The organism is Microcoleus sp. PH2017_24_DOB_U_A, from assembly GCF_020738205.1.
Lineage (GTDB): Bacteria > Cyanobacteriota > Cyanobacteriia > Cyanobacteriales > Microcoleaceae > Microcoleus.
In genome coordinates this window covers 15681-42235 of sequence record NZ_JAEQCT010000055.1, presented here as the reverse complement: position 1 = coordinate 42235, position 26555 = coordinate 15681, and the positions used below count along the sequence as shown (strand labels likewise).

Sequence of the window (26555 nt, the reverse complement as noted above, 5' to 3'; positions counted from 1 at the left end):
CGTATCTCCGCAGGCGATCGCTGTCCGGCGGTCAGTCCATAGCATAAAATTAGAAAAGAAAGAGATATTATTTTCCTAAAGCTAAACTTGCCCGTGACTCCTAATCCATTTGCCGAAGAACGCCTGCTATTTGCCCCAGCAACCCCCGATGCTGATGCTATTCCGACTATTTTTGCATTTCCCAACGAGTACACGGTGGGGATTACCAGTCTCGGCTATCAGATAGTGTGGGCAACTTTAGCCGTGCGATCGGATATTGAAGTCAGCCGTTTATTTACTGATATCAACGAACCACTTCCCCGACATCCAGAATTGCTGGGATTTTCGCTTTCTTGGGAACTCGATTATGTAAATATTCTCAATTTATTGGAATCTCTAGAAATTCCGATTTGGGCATCAAAAAGAACTGACAATCATCCAATAGTATTTGGTGGTGGCCCGGTTCTTACCGCGAATCCCGAACCTTTTGCAGAATTTTTTGATGTAATTTTGCTGGGAGATGGCGAACATCTCATTGATAATTTTATTGATGCTTGTAAAGAAGTTCGTAGTGCCGACAGACAAACTAAATTGCGGCATTTAGCGCAAGTTCCTGGGGTTTACGTTCCCAGTTTGTACGAAGTAACTTATTTGGATGCCACGGAGGGGATTAAATCGATTCATCCTGTGGATTCTGAAATTCCTAGTATGGTGGAAAAACAGACTTATCGCGGCAATACTTTGTCTGCTTCTACTGTAGTGACAGAAAAAGCGGCTTGGGAAAATATTTATATGGTGGAAGTGGTGCGGAGTTGCCCAGAAATGTGCCGTTTCTGTTTGGCAAGTTATCTCACTTTACCATTTAGAACTGCGAGTTTGGAGGATTCGCTAATTCCGGCGATCGATCGCGGTTTAGCTGTGACTAATCGTTTGGGTTTGTTGGGTGCTTCTGTGACTCAGCACCCAGAATTTGAAGCATTGCTGGAGCATTTAAACCATCCGAAATACGACGGAGTGCGGCTGAGTCTTTCTTCGGTACGCACGAACACGGTGACAGTTAAGTTAGCGGAAATATTGACAAACAGAGATAGCAAGTCTGTGACGATTGCGGTGGAAAGTGGTAGCGAACAAGTTCGCAAGATTGTGAATAAAAAACTCACTAACGATGAAATTATTCAAGCTGCTATTAATGCTAAGGCTGGTGGCTTAAAAGGGATTAAGCTTTACGGTATGGCGGGAATCCCCGGCGAAGAGATGGAGGATTTGGAGGAGACAGTGGCGATGATGAAGGCGATTAGAAAAGCCGCTCCGGGTTTGCGCTTGACTCTGGGATGCAGCACTTTTGTCCCGAAATCTCATACTCCTTTTCAGTGGTTTGGTGTGAATAAAGATGCAGAGAAGAGGCTGAAGTTTTTAGATAAAGAATTGCGGAAGTTGGGATTAGAATTTAGACCTGAAAGCTATAACTGGTCTGTGATTCAGGGTTTGCTATCGAAGGGCGATCGCAGATTGTCTAAGCTGTTGGAATTAGTGCGACACTACGGAGATACTTTGGGAAGTTATCGGCGGGCTTTTAAGGAGTTGCGGGGAGAGTTACCGGAAATGGATTTTTATGTTTTCCAAGAGTGGGATTTAAATCAGGTTTTGCCTTGGAGTCATTTAAAAGGGCCCTTACCAGAAGCGACTTTGAAGAAGCATTTGGCTGAGGCTATGAGTCATTCGATTTGAGATTTTGGATTTTAGATTTGGAATCAATATTTCTGGTTCTCGATATTTCAATCGATTGCATTTGTCATGGAAAAATGTAGATTTTAAGACAATAATGGTACGTAGTTGCGCTTCAGCGCTCTTTCTTATATATAAAGCAATACGGTTCACTTAAGATAATAAAGGTACGTAGTTGCGCTTCAGCGCTCTTTCTTATATATAAAGCAATACGGTTCACTCATGTACTGCTAGTCGTGAAACTCCCATGAAAAATAGATACAGTTTGCTTCGTTCCTCTCGAAAGACAATCTTAAGTAAACCGTATTAGATTTTAAAATGGAGTATTTGCAGTTTAAGAGTTAGGAAATGGCGGAATGCAAAAGAAAGTTTGACAGTTATCCTATTTTCAGGCTCTAGGGGGTTAGTTTGATTGTAGGCGATCGACTTTATTTGCGATCGGGCGAGTGCAGAGGTGCGGATCTTTGAGATTTTCGATATGCAAGTTAGGGATTCTTCGCAGGATCCACACCCTACAATTACTGTTGCTTTGATCGTCAAATTTCCCGCAGGGAAACGGCACTGCCGTGTCCGAATTTCGGGGCAATTGTCGATCGCATTTAAAACTGCTATAATTTCTACCAAAAGGTCGATCGCCCAATCAAAACTCGATCGCCAAACAGCACCTACTTTTCCATGATGACCACAAAATCCTCAATCATCACGTCAAAAGTGCGGGCCAACTTGTACACTGCGGCAAAGTCAACCATCGCCATCCCCTGAGAGCGGGCATAATTGCTAATCGTACTGTACCCCACGCCCGATCGCTGGGCAACCTCCTTCAGCGTCCATCCCTTCTCGGCCGCCAACTCTCGAACCCGCAACCTGACTAAACCTTTACTCATATAAACTATTTACAAAATTTTGGATTTAGTATAATATAGCAAAAAGCGATCGCCCAGGTCATTCGATTTTAGATTTTAGATTTTAGATTTTAGATTGACTCTAAAGATGAATCTAGAAGCTGGAACGTTGGTCTAAAGTTTGGGGCCGCTTACGGGAGAAATCGGCGCTTGTATCCGTTTGGCGGCAGAGTCAACGAAACTAAAGGCGATCGCCCGTTATAATTAATGCCGAGAGATAATTACTGTCGATCGCACCTAGCAGATAGACTGAGCTACCACCACCAGATGCAACTACAATGATATTAGAGAATCAGTTAAGATCGTCGTCAGCGATCGGCGCCTCAAAAATTATTCACAAATCGTTGACGGTCAATCCGCGATCGAGATTTGTCACCGAAGAAACCGTAGCACTTTTGTTCAACATCACGCCCGACCAAATTTACCGAATCGAATGCTGTCACAACATGGTGTACGTACACGCCAAAGGCCTCAGCAGATTCGTCAGCTACGCCGATTTCCCCCCAATCTTAGAAGTAAAACCGGCCTGCACCCAAGACTATCTCGGCTGGTACAAACGCTGGAAACGCACCCAAGCACCAGAATTTTGGACTAAATTTTATACGTACAACTTCAAAGCCGCTGTTTCAGTTGACAGCTTGCACGAGTGGGGTAAATTAGTCGCTACAGTTAAATTGGTAATTTCTGCCTCAGCATTGCAACAATTGCGCGATGTTTACGCTCAAGAAAAAACCTTAATGGAAAGTTTCTAAAGGGAGCATCTCATTTTGGTAAAAAGCATTTTTTCTTTGAGTGCGAGCGGGGACAGCACTACAAATGCAAAACTGAGATGCTCCCGAAGCTTTCTTGCCCTATCTTTTTTTAGGCGATTTGTCTAGGATTGCCGGACTGTCTGATTTTCAGGCAACCTGTCACCCCGTCAGCTCGATTATTCTCCTGCATCACCAACTAAGCGCGTGAGTCATTGCGCCAGCAGCAGCAACGATCGTTTCGCCTGATTCCGATCGCCCCCCTATACAAAATTAGCCGGATCTTGATCTCGCCGGTGCTTCACGGGAATAGGCTCACCTTGACCGTCACCCACGAGGGCGGCAGTTTCCTCTAAGCTTTCCCTCAGCCGTTTGGCCGCGTAAATGGACATATCGCGGGGCACATTTACCCGATCGCGCAAATACCGCAAAGCCCCATCAGAACCAACCGGCGGCGTACAACTTTCGCCAGTCACCATCAAAGTTAAAGCACAGCGCAAAGCCTCATCGAATAAGTTGTCATCAGCAGGGTTGACTTGAACGATCTTGTGGCGGTGTTTGATGACGCGCTGGAGTGCTTCAGCGCGGGAGGTTTCCGGTTCTGGATACATGACATCCGGGAGTCCGGCCCAAGGCCCATTATCTACGCGGGTTTTGTTGACTAGCATCTGCGGTTCACCGTTTTCATAGCACCCGCCCATTTGAGGTGGCAAATCGTGGACGTGCGTGTGGAAGTCGCTTTGAGTGCCGCGATAGGTGGGGCGACTTTCCATCCCTGCAAACCAGTCAGCAAAGCGCGGGTTTTCTTCCCGCATGGAATATCCCTTGTAGTAATAAAGACTGGCATTCATCCGTTCGACGTAGGGCGTAAAAATTACATCCGCAGTGCCAAACTCATCCAGAAAATATGGCCCGGGCGATCGCGCGAGTGCTGCTTCGACATCGGCGACGACGCTGATAAATTGCTTGCGGTTGTGTTGTTCTATTGCGGTTGAACTCGCCGGGTAGCACAGCCAAGAGCACCACGCTCTAAACAGCAGTCGCTCTAGGCGCCGCAGCGGAAGGACTTCGGGGTTTTTCATGCCCAAACTCAAGGGGCCGAAGACTTGTTCGAGGGCGATTAAGATATCATCGCTTTCGGTAATGATGCGGCCGTCTAGTTCGATCGCGGGTAACATTCCCGACGGCACTTTACGCTTGTACCAACTTTCTTTTGCCCCATAGCAGAACATGGTAACTTTTTCAATGCGGTAGGGAATTTGTTTTTCTTCCAACCACAGCCAGATTTTTTGGCAATAGGGACACCAGCCATGATTGTCGCGGTACAGGGTGACTCTCACATCGGATTCGGTTTTTCCGAAGAGGCGCAAGCGGGATTGAGAGTTGGTGGGGCCGTTGACTGTATCGACTTGAAAGTCGGTAAGGGCTTCTAGTTGTGTCCAGGTTAGGGGAGTGGCGATCATCGTAGTAGATGTCATAGTTCAGTTGACAGTTGACAGTTGACAGTTGACAGTTGAGCTGGGACAGCTATCTCTCCATAAAACGAAGAGGATTGGAGCAATGAATAATTTTGTTTTATTTTCCCCTAAAAGGAGGAGGCTTTAAACTTTAAACCCATTCTTCTTGGTAATATTATTTTAGACTTGGGATTTTAGATTTTAGATTTCAAATTGGAGATTGGATTAACTGATTCTAAGGATCTGCCTTGGAATCCATATCCAAGAGTACATTTTTGCTCAGGAATCATGTAAAAATAAGTTGCGTAACTTTTTAATTGGAGCCTTTAAATTAAATACAGTTTAGCAATGCACCTGATCAAGTTATTTTTACACGGCTCCTCAGCTAAAAAATGCTTTTAGGACTCTCCATCCTCACGACTAACCTAACTAGAATTCTAGTTACAATTGGGGAGATGGTGGGGCGTCTTGAATTTTGGCGAGTGCTGCTTTAATTTGGGGAGTTGCCAGGAAGTTTTGGGTGGCTGCAATCAAGCGATCGCCCCAGAGGTTGTCTTTGAGAAAAGTTACTGTGGCATAGCGTTTGTCCAATTTCAGGGCGGCTTCTCCCAGGGATAAACCTTTTTCTTTGTCGCCTTTGGTGTAAAGTGCTACTGCTAGAGCTAGCATTGGTTCTGCTGCTTTGTCGTCGATCGCGATCGCTTCTTGCCAGCGGCGGATGGCGTTATCGATATCTCCCATTTCGTATTTGACTAATCCAATATTGTTGATAGCGGGCCAGAGTTTTTTTTCTAAAGCAAAGGCTTTTTCATATTGGGCGATCGCGCGATCGAACTGCTTTAGCTTGTAAAAAGCGTTACCTAAATCAAATAATGCGCCCGGAGTGTCGGGCTTTATTTTTAACCCTGCTTGCAAGTATTCGGCTGCTTTCTCGTAGTTCGCTTTCCGAAAGTGAGCTTCTCCCAAGACAAATTTAATTGACGCATTTTCTGGCGACAGAGATTGAGCTTGCCCTAAAGCTTCAATGCCTTTGTCAAACTGCTCGATTTGAAGGTACAAGCTGCCTAACAAAGTCCAAGTTTGAGCATTCTTGGGGGCTAACTGCGTCGCGAGTTCGGCGCTGGGGACGGCGAGTTGGAACTGCTGGAGTCTCGCTAGCTGAACGGCTCGTTCTGCAAGGCTCAAGGCTGTCTGTTCGAGTCCGGCTGAGTCGATTTGCAGGGTGTAAGGCAGGAGTGCCTGACAGGCAACGGGCTTGGGCATTGTCCACAAACCGAGTGCGAGTAACAGAGATATTAGAGGAAGACGATTAGGCACTGTATAGCCCCAGAAAAAAATATAATGGTTTCTCGCGCCTATAATAACTCATATTTTTGACTTTTGATATTGTTTCTGGGAGCAGCTCAATTTTGATTTTATAGTGCGAGCGGGGAGGCTCGCTGGTTTATCTAACTAAGCGAGCGGGGACAGCACTCCAATAAAAAAATCCTTTTTACAAAAATCAGATGTTTTCTTGTTTCCTGACTCGCAACGCTGCGCGGTTTTCCCTAAAATAGTTTCCTGAATTTGTTTTTACTCCTAAGCAATACTTTTTATTAACTGCTTTCGAGAGCGCTGAAATTCTCACGGTAAATGGGTAATATCAAATCCGGTTGCATCGAAATTATGTAGTGCGAGCGTCACGAAGAGCGGCCTGAATCGCTCTTCGTGACGCTCGCACGCTCAACGATTCAAATATATAATTCCGATGCAACCGGAAACGATATAATTTATTCATTTTTACCAGAAAGAATTGGTTGAAAGCCCTTGCGCCCGATCGGGAGAAATTAAAATCAGACTATTCATTACTCCAATCCTCTTACTTCCAGGCAAAGGTCAATCGATTTTGATTTTAGAGGCGACCCCACGGATAAATTCGGGGGAAGAGAGGATTTTCGATTTTCGATTTGGGATTGATTCCACGGATAAATCACGTGGCGGGTACCATATGCAGAAATTCGCTTGTCACTGTCAACTGTCAACTGTTAACTGTCAATTGAATGAATCGACTTTATTTAGTTAATAAAGTCTGTTGAATTTTGTCTAACAATTGTGCTGCTGACAAGGAAGAAGGCAAAATTTTGGCAGATACTTCTTGCAGCAGAAAGTCGATCGCCTCCGATTCCGAATTTACAGCAGAGCGATCGTCCCAGACTAAAATTGGCAGTTTGACAGCCATTTGCCGCAGGTTCGATAGCGCTTGCAGCATCGCGGACGATTCTGAGGGAGTATCGCGCAAGCACAGCAACACTAAGTCCACACTTTGATATTGCAATTGCTGCAAAACTTCTGTCCAGCAGGGAGCGATCGCCCCTCGAAAGCCTGCGGTTTGGATGTACTGAATCAAAGCTTGAAAGTTGGGAGTAGAAAACTTGGCATGGGGTACGGGAATCTCGGCTTTGGTCGATCGATCGCCCTTTGCCAATTCTCCCGTCGGATTCCCCCGAGTCGTGCAGTGCAAGTCCGGTAATGTCAAAATGTCAGCAAATAAAATGCTGGGCTTCCAACTCATGCCCGCAGCTACTTGAATCACTTGCCACAAGGCAGATGCCCCCAACCCGGTGCCTGAGGTTTCACTGCCTTCAGGACTCCCGCCTGACAAACAGGGAAATACCGACAATCCTTTGACTTGATTTGCTAGTTGCGTCGTTACGGGGTCTAAAGTCACTAAGGGCAGAGAACCCAAATTTCGAGACAGACTTAACTGTTCGATAAAAGCTAAGGGATTTTGCAGTTGGCTGGTACTGTCCAAGACGATCGCATCGGGCCGCCAAATTCGCGCCACGAGTTCTGCTTGGCCGAGGTCGTCTGCTTCCAAAACTCGGCAGTAGTTGGGGTTGAGGAGTAAAGCAGAACCTTGAGAGGAACTGTTTTGCGGGCTGAGCCACAACACGGTTAAAGAACTCCTGACCTTGCTCGTACTGGCATCGGGGCGACCGATCGAGTCTGCCAACAGCCGCCGTAAAGCGGCTTCTTCCACCGGCAAGCTCAAAAAGCCTTCGGCGCGGTTGACAGAAGCCCGTTCTTTTTCGCCTCTGGTGGCTGTGACGATCGCCGGAATCGATCGAGTATCCGGATCGCTCTTCAGCAGCGTCAGCACGTCCCAGCCGGACAGCAGCGGCAGCAGCGGGTTGAGGAAAATCGCTTCGGGACTGAACCTGCGAGCTTTTTCCAGCGCTTCGGTGCCGGAACGGGCGACTATTACTTGGTAGCCCAAACCAGAGAGGACTTTGCTTAAATCTTCGATATATTTAGGAACTGCTTCGACTATTAACACTAAACGAGAGCGAGAATTGGCGATCGGAATCTGATATTTTGGTTTGAATAATTCTTCCTCGTTCCCTGTATGTGCTGGGAATTCTTCCCCGCTATTTCCCGGAGGATTTGGGGGCAGCAACAATGTAAATTCAGAGCCTTGGTTTTCTGAGGAAATAAACGAAACGTCTCCGCCGTGGAGACGGGCGAGCCGTTGAGTCAGTACCAGTCCCAGTCCGGTTCCTTGAAAGCGCCTGGTGAGCGGGCTTTCAAGCTGTTGAAATTTCTGAAAGATCAGGTGCTGTTTGTCAGCCGGGATGCCGATGCCGGTATCCCAAACTGTGAAGGCGAGCCAACCTTCCCAAACATTTACTTTCAATCCTATTTTGCCGCCAGCTTCGGTGAATTTTAGGGCGTTGGAAAGCAAGTTAACGAGCATTTGCCGCAGCCTTAGTTCGTCGGCAATTAAATAGCTCAGTCCCGGCTCTATTTCGAGTGTAAATTCAATTTTTACAGGTGGTTCTTCTTGAGAAGCTTCGCCCTTGGTTTGGCTGGGCTGGGAAGGTGATTTTTCTTCTTGCTGTTGCAGTTGTTTTGCTTGTTCAAAGGCTCTTTTGCAGGTGGCTGCTATTTCGACTGGTTCGGGAATTAGTTCTAGCTGCCCGGTTTCCATGCGGGTCAAGTCTAAAATGTCGTTCACTATTGTCATCAAATGCCGCCCGCTTTGATGGATTAGTTTGGCGTAGCGTGTTTGGCGATCGTTGAGTTCTCCGATCAATTTATCTTTGAGGAGGCTGGACAAACCGAGGACGGCGGTGAGAGGGGTTTTTAGTTCGTGGCTGATGCAGGACAAAAATTCGTCTTTGAGTCGGTTGAGGTGGATTAAATCTGCGTTTTTTGCTGCTAGTTCTTTGGCGACTAAATGTTCTTCGGTGACATCTTGTCCCATTACTAAAATTAGTTGATTTGAGAGAGGCTGTTTGACAAATTGCCAGATCCGTTCTTGACCTGTTTGTACGGGACAGTCACAAATATATGTATCTGGTTTGCCGGCGGTGGGACACCAAGCTGGAGCGGTTAAGGTAGATGGAGAGGCAGCGGCGTACAGGGGTAGCGGACAACTGGTGGCTGCGGTTCCATCACGCGCGGCGAAGCTATCCCGCAGCCCCTCGCCCGATCGACTTGCTCCTACTAGGCTCCTGCACTCAGATGTGACGGCATCTACTTCAACGCTCTTGTATTCTGTTGCTACATGGCTTGGTTTGTGGGGCGAGTGTTTGCCCAAATTTGCTGTTGGTTCGGGAACTGGATCTGGGCCAGCTCCCAGCAAAATCCGCCACGCTGCGTTTTGGCTGACTATTTGGCCGGTGGGAGTTTGCAATCTCAGGGGTAGGGGCAGTTTTTCTAGGAGTTGGACTAGGGAGTTGAGGTTTTCCGAGGGTTTCAATCCTGCTTCTAGGAAGCGCACTTGAGATCCTAGGGCTGTGGCGATGGCTGCGGAAACCGTGGTTAATTCAATTTCTTTGACTGCTGTGGCTTCGGGCCTCAGGCTGCTGTTAACTGCGGCGAATTGCAGCAGGCTCTGACACTCTAGCATTCCTAAAAATTTCCCGCTGGCATCTGTCAGGCCGATCGGGCTTTTGGAGCCACCACCGGCGCTAAGGCCAGACTCCGCAGGGGTGTTAAGTTCCTCTATTTGCAAATATTCCCAGAATTCGCTGACGCTCAGAGTCCCAGGGATTACCCGGATCGGCTCGATCGGCAGCGAACTTGCTGACAAAGGTTGCTCCCAGTCGTTTGTGCGATCGATCGCCCAGACCCAAAAGCGGCTCAGGTAAACTAATCCTAGGGGTTGTAGCTGTTCGTTGACTACTGCAATTCGATCGCAGTTGCCCTGGCTGAAAATTGACTGTAGCGATGATAGCGCCGCCGTTTGGAGGCACAGGGGCACTAACTCGATAAAATTTTTGAGACTGGGGCTGGTGGTTGACATAACAAACCTGAGAGTCTGCTATCAATAGCAGTAATATTTTTGATACCAATGTAGCTGCCGATCTTTTGTATCTTATTTAGTTTTATACCAGTTCTCGATCGAGCCCCGGATCTGCACCGAGACCTACGAATTTGATGCCTGCACCTGATTTGAGGCAACTACCAATTATTTTAAGCCTTAAGCTTAATTGCAGAAATCAGGATAGGGGTGCTTGACACATCTGCCAATAAGTACACTCTGACGATCCCGCTGCTAAAAGCCGATCGCCATATTTTGCAGTTAAGATTGGTTACAATAAATGTTTAAATGATTGTTAAAATGTTAAGTATTTTATTATATAAGGAGATATCAACTCTGAGCGATCCAGCACTTTCGGGCAACTTGGGTAGTTCACCTACAGGTTTGCTGCCCCAACTGTCGATCGGTATTTTTATCCGCTCTGAAAAAAATGCCAGCGATGCGATCGAGCTTTTGAGCGGGGAACGCTATACGTTAACGCACATTAAATCGGCGGTGGAGTTTTTGGGATTCCTCAAGCACAATTACCACCTCGATTGTTTGGTTTTTGACGTAGATGACGTAGATAGGGATTTGCAATTGCTTTTGAGCAAGCTGCAAGAACGATCGCTCTTTTTACCTGCTGTGTTTTTTTTGCCCCAGCCGGCAGGGGATGGCAGCCAAGAAGCACCACCCTCAGATGCTTTGGAGGGCGCGGCGAGTACCGCCGAGAAGAGTCAAGATCAAAAAAGTTGTGCTTTTTTTTATCACCCGGCTGAGGTGCAACTACCAATCGCGAGATCGAGCGACCTAGGTACAAGTATCGATCGGGCGATCGCACAATTTCTGAAACTTTCAACTCCGGTTCCTGTCAATGACCAATCCGCAAGGGTCGATGCCACGGCCCAATTGACTGCTCAAAGTTTACTCCAACGACAGCAGCGCCGACTTGCGGAAAAATTACGGGAGCGATTAGGATACTTAGGTGTGTATTATAAAAGAAATTCTCAGATTTTTTTACGAAATCTTTCGGGAGAAGAGAAGCAAAAGTTTTTGGAGCAACTCAAGTCAAGTTATCGCGACATCGTTTTAAATTATTTTGATGAAGATACTGCGGTCAACAATCAAATAGATGAATTTGTAAATTTAGCTTTTTTTGCCGATGTTCCCGTGACTCAAGTTGTAGAAATTCACATGGAATTGATGGACGAATTTGCTAAACAGCTAAAATTAGAAGGCCGCAGCGAGGAAATATTGCTCGATTACCGCTTGACTCTGATTGACGCGATCGCTCATCTATGCGAGATGTACAGGCGATCGATTCCCAAAGAAACATCTCAAGTTCAGTTGACAGTTGACAGTTGACAGTTGTCACGAAGGAAGAAGGAAGAAGGAAGAAGCAAGAAGGAAGAAGGAAGAGTTGACAGTTGACAGTTGACAATTAAAAATCTTCAATCCCCAATCGAAAATCCTAAATCCTAAATCGTTTGACAGTTGACAGTTGACAGCTTGCCCCCCAAGTGCAGTCGAAGGGATGAGGGCGACATCTACCTGGAAGTCCGAGGATTCGAGTAATGAATAGTCTGATTTTAATTTCTCCCTACAAGGGTTCCGGCTTTCAACCAATTCTTTCTGGTAGAAGCAAGAAGCAAAAAGCAAGAAGCAAGGAAAAATTTAACAAACTAGAAAGGAGAAGACAGTCGGCAGCGCGATCGTGACGCTGAAATTATTATAAAATAACAAAGAACAGCGGATTCAAGACCAATAACAACTACAACTAACATCTGACAACTAACACTCAACATTTAAAAAAGTTCATGAGTCCTCTGAAGAAAACCTACATTCTGAAGCTGTACGTTGCCGGGAACACTCCCAACTCAGTGCGAGCTTTGAAAACCCTAAAAGACATCCTAGAACAGGAATTTCAAGGAGTCTACGCCCTGAAAGTCATAGACGTTCTCAAAAATCCTCAGCTAGCAGAAGAGGACAAAATTCTAGCAACCCCCACCCTGGCGAAAATCCTGCCGCCGCCGGTGCGAAAAATTATCGGCGATTTGTCCGATCGCGAGAAAGTTCTGATAGGATTAGATTTGCTCTATGAAGAACTTCGCGAAGAAGACCTGAATTCATAAGATAATCAGAAGACAGTCATTGATCCGCAGTCAGCAGTCATTAGTTATTGAGCAAGAACCCAAATTACAAGCTGGGTATAAAGACTCATGGGCTGGGTTAATGAGTGAGAAATAAAGAATACTGAGAGTTGACAAAAATCGACATGAATGAAATTAGTCAAACGGTGCAACCAGAAGGATTGGTAACGGCAGGCGTTGAAAAGATTCGCACGATGATTGAGGGTTTCGATGACATCAGTCACGGCGGAATGCCGATCGGCAGAACCACCCTAGTCAGCGGCACGTCAGGAACGGGAAAAACTTTATTTGCCGTACAATTTATATATAACGGAATCATCCATTTTGACGAACCTGGAGTCCTCGTAACTTTTGAAGAATCTCCGACAGATATTATTAAAAATGCTTGCAGTTTCGGTTGGGATTTGGCACGGCTAATAGATGAAGGCAAGCTATTTATTTTAGATGCTTCCCCCGATCCAGAAGGTCAGGATATTGTGGGAAACTTTGATTTATCTGCTTTAATCGAGCGAATTCAGTACGCCATTCGCAAGTACAAAGCCAAGCGCGTTTCTATAGATTCAGTAACAGCCGTATTTCAGCAGTACGAAGCTGCATCTGTGGTGCGCCGAGAAATCTTTCGCTTAGTTGCGCGCCTCAAACAAGTAGGCGCAACTACAGTTATGACTACCGAACGGGTTGAAGAATACGGCCCGGTGGCGCGGTTTGGAGTGGAAGAGTTTGTGTCGGATAATGTCGTGATTGTTCGCAACGTCTTGGAAGGCGAACGCCGCCGCCGCACCATCGAAATTTTGAAGTTGCGCGGTACAACTCACATGAAGGGTGAATATCCTTTTACTATGACCAATGATGGTATTAATATTTTCCCCTTGGGGGCCATGCGATTAACTCAAAAGTCTTCTAACGTGCGGGTTTCTTCCGGCGATAAAACTCTCGACGAGATGTGCGGCGGCGGTTTCTTTAAAGACTCGATTATTTTGGCTACCGGTGCGACGGGAACCGGCAAAACGCTGTTGGTAAGCAAGTTCTTGCAGAATGCTTGTATGAACGGCAATCGGGCACTACTTTTTGCCTATGAAGAGTCGCGAGCTCAGTTGTTCCGCAATGCTTATTCTTGGGGCATTGATTTTGAGGAAATGGAACACAAAGGACTGCTGAAGCTGCTGTGTACTTACCCCGAATCTGCGGGCTTGGAAGACCACTTGCAGACGATTAAATCAGAAATTGCTGAGTTCAAACCTTCTCGAATTGCCATAGACTCGCTTTCAGCCCTAGCTAGGGGTGTCAGCAATAATGCTTTCAGACAATTTGTGATTGGGGTGACTGGTTTTGCGAAGCAGGAAGAAATCACCGGCTTTTTTACGAATACCAGCGACCAGTTTATGGGTTCTCATTCGATTACGGACTCCCATATTTCTACAATTACTGACACGATTATCATGCTTCAGTATGTAGAGATTCGAGGCGAAATGTCGCGGGCAATTAATGTGTTTAAGATGCGCGGTTCGTGGCACGACAAAGGAATTCGAGAATACACGATTACTGAAAGAGGCCCACAAATTAAAGATTCGTTCCGTGGCTACGAACGGATAATCAGCGGTTCTCCAACTCGGATTTCGGTTAATGAGAAGAGTGAGTTATCGCGGATTCTCCAGGGCGTGCAAGGTCAAAACGATGACGATATTTGACAATCGGCAGTCTGTTGTAGGGTGTGCGGTGCGCGCTGCTGTGTTCTGAAATCGCCCGCACAGCCAGAACTCCTTTACCAGAAATAATTGATTGAAAGCCCCAAGCCCGGGAGAAATTAAAATCAGACTATTCATTACTCCAATCCTCATCCTTCTGGGTAGAGGTCGCTCTCCAACTGTCAACTGTCAACTGTCAACTGTCAACTGTCAACTGTTGAACATTGGTCATAAAAAAGATCGATCGCGAACGATCGATCTTTTTATTAATTTCAGTGAGCACGGAGGGATTTGAACCCCCGACCCTCAGGACCGGAACCTGATGCTCTATCCACTGAGCTACGTGCCCTCGACTTTTTCGAGTATAACACGTCTTGTCGAAAATGGCTAGTCGATCGAGCAAATTCGATCGACCCTCTCCAAACCGCTGGGCCGATGCGGGTTCTACTCGCCCGCGCGTATCGTGTATCAGGCACTTCTCGCAGCCTGAGACGGCAAATTTTGACAATTATCCTCAAAATAATAGGACAATGGGTAAAATAATATACTTTAATCTAAGCAAAGATTAGGCTCACATTCGATCGCGGTTCAGCGTCTACCACAGCTAATACAGCCCGCATCAATTTCCTCTAGCTAGTAGGTAGTAGATGGCGCTGCTGTTAAGATAAGCTCTCCAAGAACGGTTCTAGGCTAAGTTCACCAAACCTCTGAATCTTATGATTGATAAAATGTTAGATAAATTATCGCTGAGAACTGTTCTCATAGTTCCATTTGTGCTGCAAATCGTCGCAGCCGTGGGACTCGTAGGATATCTCTCCTTTAGAAACGGACAAAAAGCAGTTAATAATCTTGCCACTCAGTTAATGAGCGAGGTGAGTTTGCGTGTCGAGCAAAACCTGCAAGTTTACCTGACTACTCCCCATCAAATCAATCAAAGCAAGCTCGATACTGTCAAACTGGGCTTGTTAAACATGGAAAATTTATCAGATTGGGAGAAATATCTTTGGCGACAAGTACAATTATATCCTTATATAAATTTTACATCTATTGCTAACAACAAGGGAGACTATAGAACCGGAGAAAAACTCTCAACTGGCCCTCTCATGATTAATATGTCAGGCAAATCTACTGGCTTTGATTTTTATTCATACAATAGTAACAATACAGGCGATCGCACTACCGTAGCAGCAATGGTCAAAAAATTTGACATCCGCGAACATCCTTCGTACCAAAATGCAGCTAATGTCGGCAAACCAACTTGGAGCTCAGTTTATATTTCGTTTCTTGAACCAACATTAATACTCAGCGCACTCCAACCTGTATACGATAACAACCAGCTAGAAGGAGTATTAATTGCTGCTTTGCGTCTCGACCATATTGGAATATTTTTAAACAGTCTCAAGATCGGCAAATCCGGTCAAGCATTTATTGTCGAAAGAAATGGTACGTTACTCGCAACTTCAACAGCCGAACAACCATTCCGTACCAAAGATAATAAAAAAGAACTGTTTAAAGCAGAAGAGAGTGTTGACCCCTCGACTCAAGCTACAGCTAAATATGTAGCAGCTCGTTTTCGGGAATTAAAGGAAATTAAAACTTCCTATATCTTAAATTTTGAAATAGACGGCAAGCGACAATTTGTAAAAGTCCTACCTTTCCAAGACGGCAAAGGTTTGGACTGGCTGATTGTGGTAGTTGTTCCTGAAGCAGATTTCACCGAACAAATCGATGCCAATACTCGCATGACAATTTGGCTTTGTTTGGCAGCTTTAGCCATAGCTGTAGTTATCGGCATTCAGACTTCTCGGTGGGTGACAAATCCAATTTTGCGCTTAAATACAGCAGCTAAAAATATTGCTAAAGGCGAATGGGACACCACAGTAGAAAGCGAACGTTCCGACGAATTGGGAGAATTAGCCAAGTCATTTAACAGCATGGCTCAACAACTGCAACAATCTTTTGCAACTTTAGAACACCGAGTGCAAGAGCGGACTGCCGAATTGGCTGTAGCCAAGGACAAGGCGGAAGTAGCCAATCAAGCTAAAAGTGCCTTTCTGGCTAACATGAGTCACGAATTGCGATCGCCCCTCAATGCAATTCTCGGCTTTTCCCAACTGATGACTCGCAGCCAAACCCTATCCCGAGAACACCAAGAAAATCTTAGCATAATTAGCAGCAGCGGAGAACACCTGCTCACCCTGATTAATAACGTGCTCGATTTATCTAAAATTGAATCGGGGCGCACCACCCTCAATCCCAAAAAATTCGACCTCTATCGCCTGCTACACGACTTGGACGATATGTTTCAACTCAAAGCAGACGACAAGCATTTGCAGTTAGTTTTCGATCGCAGTCCCGACTTACCGCAATACGTAGAAACTGACGAGTTAAAATTGCGGCAAATATTAATTAATTTGCTAAATAACGCTCTTAAATTCACAGAATATGGCGGTGTTTGTGTCAGAGCTAGCAAGCATTTAATCAGCCAAGACCGAGAGAAAGAATCAGTAAATAATCTTGTATCAAAAACCTACAAAAATACAGGAATTGAGGTCAGTAATAACATTAAATCTCCACATTTAACTTTGTCAGAAAATGCGAGTTATAAAAGCCACAATGACGGTTCAACTTCTGCCTCATCCTTCTTTATTCATTTTGAAGTCGAAGATACTGGCCCAGGTATTGCTGCCAATGAATTAGACAATCTTTTTGAAGCTTTCGTGCAAACCCAGACAGGCAAAGATTCCCAAGAAGGTACAGGCTTGGGATTGCCAATCAGCCGCAAATTTGTGGAATTAATGGGTGGCGAAATCAGCGTCAATTCTGCTGTTGGGAAGGGCACTAATTTTCAGTTTGATATTCAAGTTATTGCGGTGGAGGCGGCTGATATTTCTATCCCAAAACAAACTCGCAATGTGATTGCCTTGGAACCCAACCAACACCCCTATCGAATTTTGATAGTAGATGATAAACTGCTCAACCGCCAACTGTTGATTAAGCTTCTCAATCCTCTGGGTTTTGAACTGAAAGAAGCTACTAACGGTCAAGAAGCTATTGAGATTTGGGACAATTGGGAGCCGCATTTAATTTGGATGGACATGAGAATGCCCGTGATGGACGGCTACGAAGCAACACAATACATTAAAGGCACTATTAAAGGTCAAGCTACTGCTATTATTGCGCTGACTGCGAGCGTTTTGGAGGAAGAACGGGCTGTAATTTTGTCGGCGGGCTGCGATGCTTTTATGCGGAAACCTTTCCGGGAAGCCGATATTTTCGATGCTATGCACAAACATATCGGAGTACGCTATATTTATGAAGATCCGGGGCAAGCTAACTCATCGGCAGTCAAAGAGCGCGATCGCGAAATGACTGCGGCTGACTTCCTTAAATTGCCTGAGTCGCTGGTAGCTGATTTAAAGCTGGCCATACTAAAAGTGGATATGGATTTCATTGAGAGTTCGATCGACCAAATTAGATTAAAGGATACAGTAACTGCTGCTGCGATCGCCAATTGTATAGAAAATTTCGAGTACGACAAAGTTTTAAAGTTAATCTCTCAAGCAAGCTCACATGAATAATGACATTCCTAGTACCCCTCCCGGTAATATTTTAGTAGTGGACGATACCCCAGCGAATTTGCGACTGCTAGCCGGAATTTTGAATGGCAAGGGCTATAAAGTCCGCCCCGTACCGAGCGGCGAGTTAGCACTTTCGGCCGCACAAGGTATGCCTCCCGATTTGATTTTGCTGGATATTATGATGCCCGAAATGAACGGGTATGAAGTTTGCGAAAAAATCAAAGCTGATGAACGCACTCGCGACATTCCGGTGATTTTTATCAGCGCGATAAATGACGTACTAGATAAGGTTAAAGCTTTTGCTGTAGGCGGAGTAGATTATATTACCAAACCCTTTCAGATGGAAGAGGTGCTAGTTAGAGTAGAAACCCATTTAGCAATGTGCCAGTTGCAAAAAAAACTCAAACAGAAAAACGATGAACTGACAATCACTTTAGAGCAACTGCAAGCAACTCAGGAGCAATTAGTTCAATCGGAAAAAATGGCTGCCTTAGGGCAACTGATTGCAGGCATTGCTCACGAAATTAATACGCCGCTAGGGGCGATTCGATCGTCTATTGGGAATATTACCGGCTTTTTGGATAACAATCTCGACAGTTTGCCAGTTTTTTTTAAAGAACTGTCTGCCGAACGCCAGCACGATTTTTTGAGTTTAATGTACAGTTCCCGCCAACAAACTTACTCTTTATCTACGCGAGAAAAACGGGAATTTAAAAGAGGCGTGAAGCAGCAACTAGATGCGGAAGGGATTGATAATGCTGACAGCCTTGCTAGCATTTTAGTCAATATCGGATTGCAAGGAAATGTGCAAGAATTCGTGCCGTTGCTCAAAGACCCTGACAGCGAAAATATTATCAAAACCGCCTACGATTTTGCTAGTATTCAAAAAAGCGCCAGAACCATCGCTACCGCTACAGAACGCGCTGCAAAAGTCGTTTTTGCTCTCAAAAATTATGCGCGTTACGATGTGCATGGGGATAAACTAGAAGTGAATATCACTGATGGAATTGAAACTGTATTAACTCTTTATCAGAACCAGCTAAAACAAGGTGTAGAAATCGTCAGAAACTATCAAGCTCAATTGCCTCCGGTATTGTGTTATCCAGACGAACTCAATCAAGTTTGGACAAATTTAATTCACAATGCCTTACAAGCGATGGACAATCAAGGAACTTTAACAATTGACGCCTTGCAGCAAGATACCAACTTTGCCGTAAAAATTACCGACAGTGGCGCTGGAATTTCACCGGAGATTTTGCCGAAAATTTTTGAGCCGTTTTTTACGACCAAACCAGCGGGAGAAGGCAGCGGATTAGGATTGGATATTGTCAAAAAAATCATTAAAAAACATCAGGGTACAATTGATGTGGAGTCAGTGCCCGGTCAAACTGCATTTACAGTGTCTTTGCCGATTAATTTAATTGAGTAGGTAAAACACCAGACTGAAATCTGGGGCTAAAAATTTGCAGTCTAGGCGCGCGGAATGTAGAATTTGGAAAACGGCGTGCTGCCCATCCGGGTTCACCCTGCCAGACGAAAGGAGGAAACTAGCGATGTCTAAACCAGCAATTTTGTGTGTTGACGATGAAGTAGCGGTGTTGGAAAGTCTGGAAATTGAACTGCAACAGGCATTTAAGGGTAAATATCTTTGCGAATTTGCTGAAAGTGCTGCCGAAGCACTGGAGATTATTGAAGAGCTGTGTGAAGATGAGGTTAACATTCTAGTTATTGTCTCTGATTGGTTGATGCCTGGAATGAAAGGAGATGAGTTGCTGATTAAAATTCATCAAAAATATCCGCAGATTGTGACAGTTATGCTGACAGGACAAGCGGACAAAGAAGCAATTGAACGCACAAAATCTCAAGCCAATCTTCATGCTTTTATACAAAAACCTTGGCAAAATCAAGAATTAATTGAAGCGATTAAGTCTGGTCTAGCAAAGTTATGAAAAAACCTGTGATTATTTGTGTGGATGATGAGCAGACTATACTCGATAGTCTGGAAATAGACCTGCTAAAAGCCTTTGAAGATAAATATTTAATTGAAACTGCCCAAAGCGGCGAAGAAGCTTTGGAATTGCTGTCTGAACTTTTAGCAGAACAGTATGAAGTTCCTTTGATTATTTCCGATCATATCATGCCGAATATGAAAGGAGACGAGCTATTGAGAAGCGTTCATGCCATCTCGCCGAGAACTCTCAAGATTATGCTGACGGGGCAGGCTAATTTGGAGGCGGTAGCCAATGCTATTAATTATGCTAAATTGTACCGATACATACCTAAGCCTTGGCAAACCGATGATTTAAAATTAACTGTTACTGAGGCAATCTACAGATATTTTCAAGATAAACAATTAGCTGAAAAACAAATAGAACTTCAGGAAATGAATCAGGAGTTGGCAAGATTAAACCGCAAGCAGGCGATGCTGATTGCTAAACTCCACGAAAACGAAAGTCGGTTGACGCAATACCTGGAAGCGATGCCGTTGGGCGTGTGCGTGCTTGATGCGAACGGTCAATCTTTTTATGCTAATCAAAAGGCGCGGGATGTATTTGGGAAAGGCACTGTACCCCATATTAATTCGGAGCAGAAAGCAGCAATTTATCAATTCTATAAAGCCGGAACTAATCAGAGATGTCCTGTGGAAGAATTGCCAATTATGCAGGCGCTGCGGGGCGAAAGTGTGCGGACTGAGGGTGTGGAAATTCGGACTGGTAATAAGGTTATTCCGGTGGAGAGTTGGGCGACTCCTATTTATGATTCTCTCGGGGATATTTGCTACGGGATTATTGCTTTTACTGATATTACGGAACGCAAGCAAGCTGAAGCAGCGCTGGTGCAAGCTGAAGAGAAGTATCGCCGGATATTTGAAAATGCTCTCGAAGGTATTTTTCAGACTGCACCTGACGGAACTTTGATTAGCGCTAATCCTGCTCTCGCTCAAATTTACGGCTATGATTCCCCTGAAGAATTGATGGCAAGTGTTAATGAGATTCAGCGGCAATTGTACGTGCAACCGCACCGCCGTCAAGAGTTTTTTGCGTTGATGGAACAGTACGGTACTGTGTCTGAGTTTGAGTCGGAAGTTTACCGCCGAGATGGCAGTATTATCTGGATTTCTGAGGATGCACGTACTGTTTTTGATGCTAGGGGTGAACTGCTTTACTACCAGGGTTTTGCTGAGGATATTACTTTGCGAAGACTTGTAGATGCGGAACGCCTGAAGTTTACGAATGATTTGGAAAAAGCTTTGATAGCTGAAGAAAAGTTCAATGAAGCACTGTTAGAAAGCGAAAATCGGCTGACTCAATTGCTGGAAGCGGTGCCGGTGGGTATATTTGTGGTTGATGGTATTGGGAAACCTTGTTACATGAATTCTTGGGCTGAGAAAATACTTGGCAAAGGCTTGGTTTCTGATGTTATTCCTAGCACTTTGCCGGAAGTTTATCAAACTTACTGCGCCGGAACTAATGAGCTGTATCCAAGCGAGAGACAACCGATTGTGCGGGCGCTGGGGGGGGAAGTGGTGCACTCTGATGATGCAGAAATTCACCGCCCGGAGAGGATTGTGCCGATCGAGATTTGGGCGACTCCAATCTACGACGAACGGAAAAACATTGTTTACGCGATCGCAGTTTTTCAAGATATCACAGAGCGTCAAGAGGTAGAAACCGAGCGCCGCAACTTCACAGATGAGCTGCAAAAGGCTTTAGCAGCGGAAGAAAAATTAACAGATGCTTACGGGCGGTTTGTGCCGCACCAATTTCTACACTTTCTGGGATATGAAAGTATTCTGGATGTAAAATTAGGCGATCAGGTGCAGAAAGAAATGTCGGTGTTGTTTTCAGATATTCGGAATTTCACGGCTCTTTCAGAACAGATGAGTCCTGAAGAAAATTTTCAATTTATTAATGCTTATTTGTCGCGGATGGAGCCTGCAATTACTGAAAATTTTGGGTTTATTGATAAATACATTGGCGATGCAATTATGGCGCTGTTTAATGGCAGTGCGGACGATGCGGTGAAAGCTGGAATTGCCATGCTACAGCAGCTTAACGAGTATAATATGAGTCGCAGTCGGCCCGATCGCGCGCCGCTACAAATTGGCATTGGCATCAATACGGGTTCTTTGATGTTAGGCACGGTGGGGGGGCAAAATCGGATGGATAGCACGGTGATTAGCGATGCGGTTAATTTAGCTTCTCGCGTGGAAAGTTTGACGAAAGAGTATGGAGTTTCGATGTTAATTACTCACAATACTTTTGTACAGTTAAATGATGTTTATGATTTTAGGTTGATCGATCGCGTTACAGTCAAAGGCAAATCGCGCATGGTAACGGTTTATGAAATATTTACGGCCGATCCGCCCGAGTTGCGGCAGAAAAAGTTAGATACAAAGACAATGTTTGAGCAAGGTTTGGTTTTCTACAATAGTGACAAATTTCTCGAAGCTACAAGATTGTTTTCGGCGTGCTTGCAAGTCAATCCTGGGGATAAGGTAGCTCAAATTTATATGCACCGATGTGTGAAACGGGCGATCGCTCCTGCATAAGCTTTGTTTGCCCGAGAGATTGTCTGTTATGTTCGAGAGGGGGAGAGGGGAAGAATGGGGAGCATATCATTTTTATAAAAAGCATTTTTTCTTTGAGTGCGAGCACGCAAGAGTTCGCGTATTGTACAATACGCGAGCTCTTGCGTGCTCGCACTATAAATACAAAACTGAGATGCTCCCGGGAGAGGGGGAGATGGGTATTCTAGATTTAAATATGCAATTTTAATCTAGAATACCATAATTCTGGTTTACTTTTTCCCAAAATAATGTAACTTTAGGGAAGATCCCAACCCCGATTTAGTAAATCATCCCCAAGTCTAAAATCTAAAATATAAAATCTAAAATCTAAAATTGTTTAGATTGGCAGGGAAACGGAAACTATTGTTTCTTGCTGTGGCAAACTTTCTATTTTAAATTTTCCTCCGTGCAATTCTGCTAGGCGTTGAACAATGGCCAAGCCCAATCCCAAACCTGGTTGTTGGTAAAGTTTGCGATCGAACTGCCTGTAAGCTTCTAGCTGTGCAATCTGATCGGGAGTCATGCCGCGGCCTTGGTCTTTGACAGACAGAATAAAAGTCTCATTTTCCACGAAAGTGCTTAATAAAACTGGCGTTCCTTCTAAAGAAAATTTGAAGGCATTGTCCAGCAGTTCCTCAACAATTTTTGTAAGTCTCATAGAATCAATAGCTACCGACGCATCCTGCAAATTTAATTTTAAATCATCTGTTCTATTCACCTGTTTCGCTTGCTGGAGCGCTTTTTGAGTGAGCAAAGATTGTACGCAGCTAAATTGGCTACAGCGCATTTCTTTTAGCAGTTCGGGATTTGTGCCTGCTATCTCAAGTTCTGCATACAGCAAAAAGTTCTGAATCAGCCGATATAAGCGATGACCTGAAGTGTTAATTTGACCGATCATTTCTAAGATGTCTGAATCCTCGAACACCTGATATTCTGACAAAATTAACTCGGAAAAGCCCAGAATAGCATTCAAAGGAGTCCGCAATTCGTGGGGGAGCGACATACTAATATTAATGCGTAATTCGTCTAGGGTTTTTTGAGATTGCTTGCTAATTGTTTTCTGTTTATCAAGTCGAATAGCAATTGCTTTTAGCAGTTCTTGTGGCGTACAAGGTTTAGTAATGTAATCGTCTGCTCCCATTTCCATGCCAGTGCGAATGTCACTTTTATCGGCTTTGGCTGTGAGGAAAATAAACGGAATTGTGGCAGTTATGGGGTCGGAACGCAAAGCTTTGAGGACGCCGTGACCGTCAATTTCCGGCATCATCATGTCGCACAAAATTAAATCGGGGATTTGTGCGATCGCCAATTTGATACCGACTTTACCGTCGTTCGCTCCAATGCCTTCAAAATTCTCGGCTTCCAGTAACTCTAAAATGTTTTCTCTAATCGATTCTTCGTCTTCTATTACTAAAATCTTTGCCACGGTTATTGCTCCTTTTCGTTAGTAGTTGTTGCAAAAGATCTGTGTGAGGATACTTGACAAATTTGTTTGTTTGTGTTGTTAACTGAGCGTTAAGTGGCGGATGCTTATAGTTGATAATTTAGTCGTGAAGCTGGGGTGCATCTGGCGCAAGGAAGAGGGCGAAGCATGACCGCATATAAGTTATTAGTTATCATCTCATATTGACTGCGGTCATGCTTCGCCCCTACGAATATATTCGCCTTGCGCTAGATGCACCCTGAATCTGTACTGCATTTAAATTGTATAACCTTTCTCCCAAAAATGATGTATGTCTGGTAATGGGTAATTGGTAATGGGTAATTGGTAATCGATAGTTTCTTTCCTATAAGCTTTCGGGAGCATCTCAGTTCTGTATTTGTAGTGCTGTCGGGAGCTCGCACTGTAAAAAAAATGCTTTTTCCAAAACTGAGATGCTTCCAAGCTTTCTGAGGTTAAACTCCGGTAAAGAGGCTCTGGGCGCGTGTGTGTTATCAATCCGACGATCGTAGCAGAATGTGACATACCTCGTCTTTATGAGAACCGCTATATATTTGAATGAACTATTAACATTAATCAACTCGTCTTCCCCTCTCGCACTCTCTCTCTCTGGCGCAGCAGCTTATTGGCTAGCACAAATTAAAGGTAAGGTAATAGTGAAAGTTGTGCTTTTTCCTTCTTGACTCTCGATCGCCAGTTTGCCGCCGTGAAGTTCCACGGCTCTTTTCACAATTGCTAAACCGAGACCTGTTCCTGAAATAGTGCCGACATTTGTAGCTCGGTAAAAAGTTTCTAAGATCCGCTCTATATCGGTTTGGGGAATCCCGATGCCCTGGTCTTGAACCTGGAAAACAGCTTTGCCGTTTTGACAATTTAGTCGCAAGGAAACTGAACTGCCGGCGGGGGAATATTTGATGGCATTTGAGAGGACGTTTCCCAACATTTGCCGCAGCAGTTTTTCATCCATTTGAGCGTCGCAGTTGCCGCCTTCATGTATAAAGGCGATCGGATGTTGGTTGCTATCGTTGAGCTGCTGTTCTTCTACGAGTTGACGGCAAAATTTTTCGAGGTTTAAGGAAATCGGTTGAAATGGTAAGGTGTTTGCTTCTATTTTGCCAATTACGAGGATATCTTCTAATAACTCTGTCATGCGTTTGATGGCTAGTTGAATCCGCACAAAATGAGTAGATTTTTTTTCTTCTGACCACTTAGCGCTGTAATCTTGGAGCAATCCAGCGGAAAATTGGATGGTTGTCAGGGGGGTGCGGAATTCGTGGGAAACCATGGTGACAAATTTGGCTCGCAGTTCGGAAAGTTCTTTTTCTCGTGCGAGGGCTTTGAGAATTTCAGCTTCTGCGCGTTTGCGATCGCTAATGTCGCGGGCTTCAGCAATGAGTAGCAAAACTTGTCCTGTCTCATTTTTAACAGGTTTGAGTGAGAAATCAACTGTGACAATTTGGCCGTTTTTGCCTACCAAGTCGATTTCGCTGCGGAAAAACTCGCCGCGGCTGGCTTTGGCGATCGCAAATTGCAGTTGTTCGGAAAAATTTCGGGTTTGAGGCCAAATCACCATTTGCCAAATCGGGCGGCCGACTATATCTTGCGATCGCACTCCGGCAAAATCGAGGGCTGTCTCGTTGACTTCCAGCACGACTCCTTCGGGAGTCAGCAGCTTGGTGAGTTGAAAGGAAGAGTCAAAAATCGCCCGAAAACGCCGCTCGCTTTCCCGCAGCATTTGGAATGTTTGCGATCGTTCGATCGCGTAGCGGATAGTCCGCACTAATAATGGAGTAGTAATTTGACCTTTAACAATGTAATCTTGAGCTCCCAAGCGAACTGATTCTAGGGCTATCGCCTCATCGTCCAAGCCTGTCATTACCACCATTGCTGTATCGGGAGCAACTTCTCGCAGGCGAGTTAGGGTTTCCAAACCGCGGCTGTCGGGTAAAGAAAGGTCGAGCAATACTATATCAAAGTGTTGTTTGGACAGTTGGGCGATCGCCTCATGCAGGAACTCAACAGACACGAGTTCCCACTGAACGCCCCCAGATACTTCTAAAAGTTCTGCAAGCAAATCAGCATCAGCGGGATTGTCTTCTATTAACAGAATCTTAATCCACATAGCTTAGAGGTTTTTGGCTGTAACATTTTCACGGCGTATCAATCTCAGCTTAAACTTTTTTTCTTGACCCTGCCATTTGCAACTTGAAAATTATTATTTGGTAACACTTCCAAACCACTTTATTTAGCCAAATTCAAGTCAAGCATAATGCAATCAAGACGGGGTACGCCCACTACAAACTTTCTGGCTGGAAAAAAATCCTTGCTGACCGAAGAGCGAAACGCAAGCCCCGGGCTAACGACACGGATCCAAGTCGGTAGCGGTTTCAACCGCCTTCAATATTTCTTTACATACATCAATCAATACGAAGGACAGTTTTAGATCTGATCGAGTATCTCAAACCCTTGATGGCTATAGGGCTGACTATTTTTTCAATCTTTAAGTCTAGCCCGCTCGTTTCAAAAAATCATTAAAAATGCCAGGGCTTAGTCTGTAACGCTTACAGAGTCGTTAAAAAACTGTCCGAACTATCGATCAATGAAACATATCGAAAATTGATGTTATGATTAAGAAGATTGAGTAGGAATAACCATCTACGTGTTGAAACAACCTAGTACGGTGCAATCCCGGCAACGGACATATCCGACTTGATTCGGAATAGTTAAAGGGCAAACAAAAGGCTGGTTGTTGAGCGTACCGTAACTTTTGGCTAGTGATGGACTCTGAAAGCAAAAAAAACTAAAGTATACGCAATGCTTGAAGAAATTCAAGTTGAGCGAGTAGCGGCGAATTGATAGCGCCTTTGTAGATCCGATTATGGTTTCTTCAAGAATCCCCTCGCCTTTAGGCATGGGGAGTATCAAACTCCATCTTCCACTCTTATGCCACTTGTGAAAAAAATGCTTTTTGCCAGACTTTTTCTAGCCAAGTGATACTATTTGCGATTCTGGCATGAGAAATGGCTCTGGGG

Annotated in this window: 17 protein-coding genes and 1 tRNA gene; 11 read left to right on the top strand and 7 right to left on the bottom strand. The window is 44.8% G+C overall.

Annotated elements, in window-relative coordinates; genetic code table 11:
• Positions 1–93: 93 nt before the first annotated feature.
• Positions 94–1707: a radical SAM protein gene (locus tag JGK07_RS16270; RefSeq protein ID WP_293175635.1), complete on the top strand. Its 1614-nt coding sequence runs from the start codon at positions 94–96 to the stop codon at positions 1705–1707.
• Positions 1708–2182: 475 nt separating this feature from the next.
• On the top strand, positions 2183–2383 hold the full coding sequence (locus JGK07_RS16265; RefSeq protein ID WP_293175637.1) for a hypothetical protein: 201 nt from the start codon (positions 2183–2185) through the stop codon (positions 2381–2383).
• Here JGK07_RS16265 and JGK07_RS16260 read toward each other — a convergent pair.
• The gene (locus JGK07_RS16260) at positions 2370–2588 is read right to left on the bottom strand and encodes a helix-turn-helix transcriptional regulator (protein ID WP_293175639.1); all 219 of its coding nucleotides are present in this window, start codon (positions 2586–2588) and stop codon (positions 2370–2372) included. The two genes, JGK07_RS16265 and JGK07_RS16260, sit on opposite strands and share 14 nt — an antisense overlap.
• Positions 2589–2884: 296 nt before the next feature.
• Between JGK07_RS16260 and JGK07_RS16255 the strand changes: the two genes are divergently transcribed.
• Positions 2885–3358, top strand: coding sequence for a hypothetical protein (locus tag JGK07_RS16255; RefSeq protein WP_293155973.1), 474 nt, complete (start codon positions 2885–2887; stop codon positions 3356–3358).
• A gap of 260 nt (positions 3359–3618) precedes the next feature.
• Here JGK07_RS16255 and JGK07_RS16250 read toward each other — a convergent pair whose 3' ends face one another.
• From JGK07_RS16250 to JGK07_RS16240, 3 genes are all read right to left on the bottom strand, one after another.
• Positions 3619–4833, bottom strand: a complete 1215-nt coding sequence (locus JGK07_RS16250; RefSeq protein WP_293189787.1) for a glutathione S-transferase family protein — start codon at positions 4831–4833, stop codon at positions 3619–3621.
• A 420-nt stretch (positions 4834–5253) separates the two neighbouring features.
• Positions 5254–6129 (bottom strand): tetratricopeptide repeat protein, encoded by an 876-nt coding sequence (locus JGK07_RS16245; RefSeq protein ID WP_293175643.1) that lies wholly within the window; start codon positions 6127–6129, stop codon positions 5254–5256.
• Positions 6130–6862: 733 nt separating this feature from the next.
• Positions 6863–10099: a hybrid sensor histidine kinase/response regulator gene (locus tag JGK07_RS16240; RefSeq protein ID WP_293242600.1), complete on the bottom strand. Its 3237-nt coding sequence runs from the start codon at positions 10097–10099 to the stop codon at positions 6863–6865.
• Positions 10100–10405: 306 nt separating this feature from the next.
• Here JGK07_RS16240 and JGK07_RS16235 point away from each other — a divergent pair, with 306 nt between their 5' ends.
• The 4 genes from JGK07_RS16235 to kaiC all read left to right on the top strand — a co-directional run bounded on the left by JGK07_RS16235 (position 10406) and on the right by kaiC (position 13934).
• Positions 10406–11461 (top strand): circadian clock protein KaiA, encoded by a 1056-nt coding sequence (locus JGK07_RS16235; RefSeq protein WP_325314823.1) that lies wholly within the window; start codon positions 10406–10408, stop codon positions 11459–11461.
• A 209-nt stretch (positions 11462–11670) separates the two neighbouring features.
• Complete coding sequence (locus JGK07_RS16230) at positions 11671–11814, top strand: hypothetical protein (protein ID WP_293175647.1); 144 nt, start codon at positions 11671–11673, stop codon at positions 11812–11814.
• Positions 11815–11913: 99 nt separating this feature from the next.
• Complete coding sequence (gene kaiB / locus JGK07_RS16225) at positions 11914–12228, top strand: circadian clock protein KaiB (RefSeq protein WP_265233654.1); 315 nt, start codon at positions 11914–11916, stop codon at positions 12226–12228.
• A 143-nt stretch (positions 12229–12371) separates the two neighbouring features.
• Complete coding sequence (gene kaiC / locus JGK07_RS16220) at positions 12372–13934, top strand: circadian clock protein KaiC (protein WP_293175649.1); 1563 nt, start codon at positions 12372–12374, stop codon at positions 13932–13934.
• 273 nt (positions 13935–14207) lie between these two features.
• Here the strand turns inward: kaiC and JGK07_RS16215 are convergent.
• A tRNA-Arg gene (locus JGK07_RS16215) sits at positions 14208–14280 on the bottom strand.
• Between the two features lie 367 nt (positions 14281–14647).
• Between JGK07_RS16215 and JGK07_RS16210 the strand changes: the two genes are divergently transcribed.
• The 4 genes from JGK07_RS16210 to JGK07_RS16195 all read left to right on the top strand — a co-directional run bounded on the left by JGK07_RS16210 (position 14648) and on the right by JGK07_RS16195 (position 22064).
• Positions 14648–17512, top strand: coding sequence for a hybrid sensor histidine kinase/response regulator (locus tag JGK07_RS16210; protein WP_293189782.1), 2865 nt, complete (start codon positions 14648–14650; stop codon positions 17510–17512).
• Entirely contained in the window at positions 17505–18941 is a 1437-nt protein-coding gene (locus JGK07_RS16205) for a response regulator (RefSeq protein ID WP_293175653.1), read from the top strand. Before JGK07_RS16210 ends, JGK07_RS16205 begins: the two co-directional genes overlap by 8 nt.
• Before the next feature lie 124 nt (positions 18942–19065).
• Positions 19066–19461: a response regulator gene (locus JGK07_RS16200; RefSeq protein WP_293175655.1), complete on the top strand. Its 396-nt coding sequence runs from the start codon at positions 19066–19068 to the stop codon at positions 19459–19461.
• Complete coding sequence (locus JGK07_RS16195; RefSeq protein WP_293189780.1) at positions 19458–22064, top strand: PAS domain S-box protein; 2607 nt, start codon at positions 19458–19460, stop codon at positions 22062–22064. Before JGK07_RS16200 ends, JGK07_RS16195 begins: the two co-directional genes overlap by 4 nt.
• A 355-nt stretch (positions 22065–22419) precedes the next feature.
• Here the strand turns inward: JGK07_RS16195 and JGK07_RS16190 are convergent, their stop codons facing one another.
• Complete coding sequence (locus JGK07_RS16190) at positions 22420–23508, bottom strand: response regulator (protein ID WP_293175659.1); 1089 nt, start codon at positions 23506–23508, stop codon at positions 22420–22422.
• 637 nt (positions 23509–24145) lie between these two features.
• Entirely contained in the window at positions 24146–25645 is a 1500-nt protein-coding gene (locus JGK07_RS16185; protein WP_293175663.1) for an ATP-binding protein, read from the bottom strand.
• Between the last annotated feature and the right edge of the window lie 910 nt (positions 25646–26555).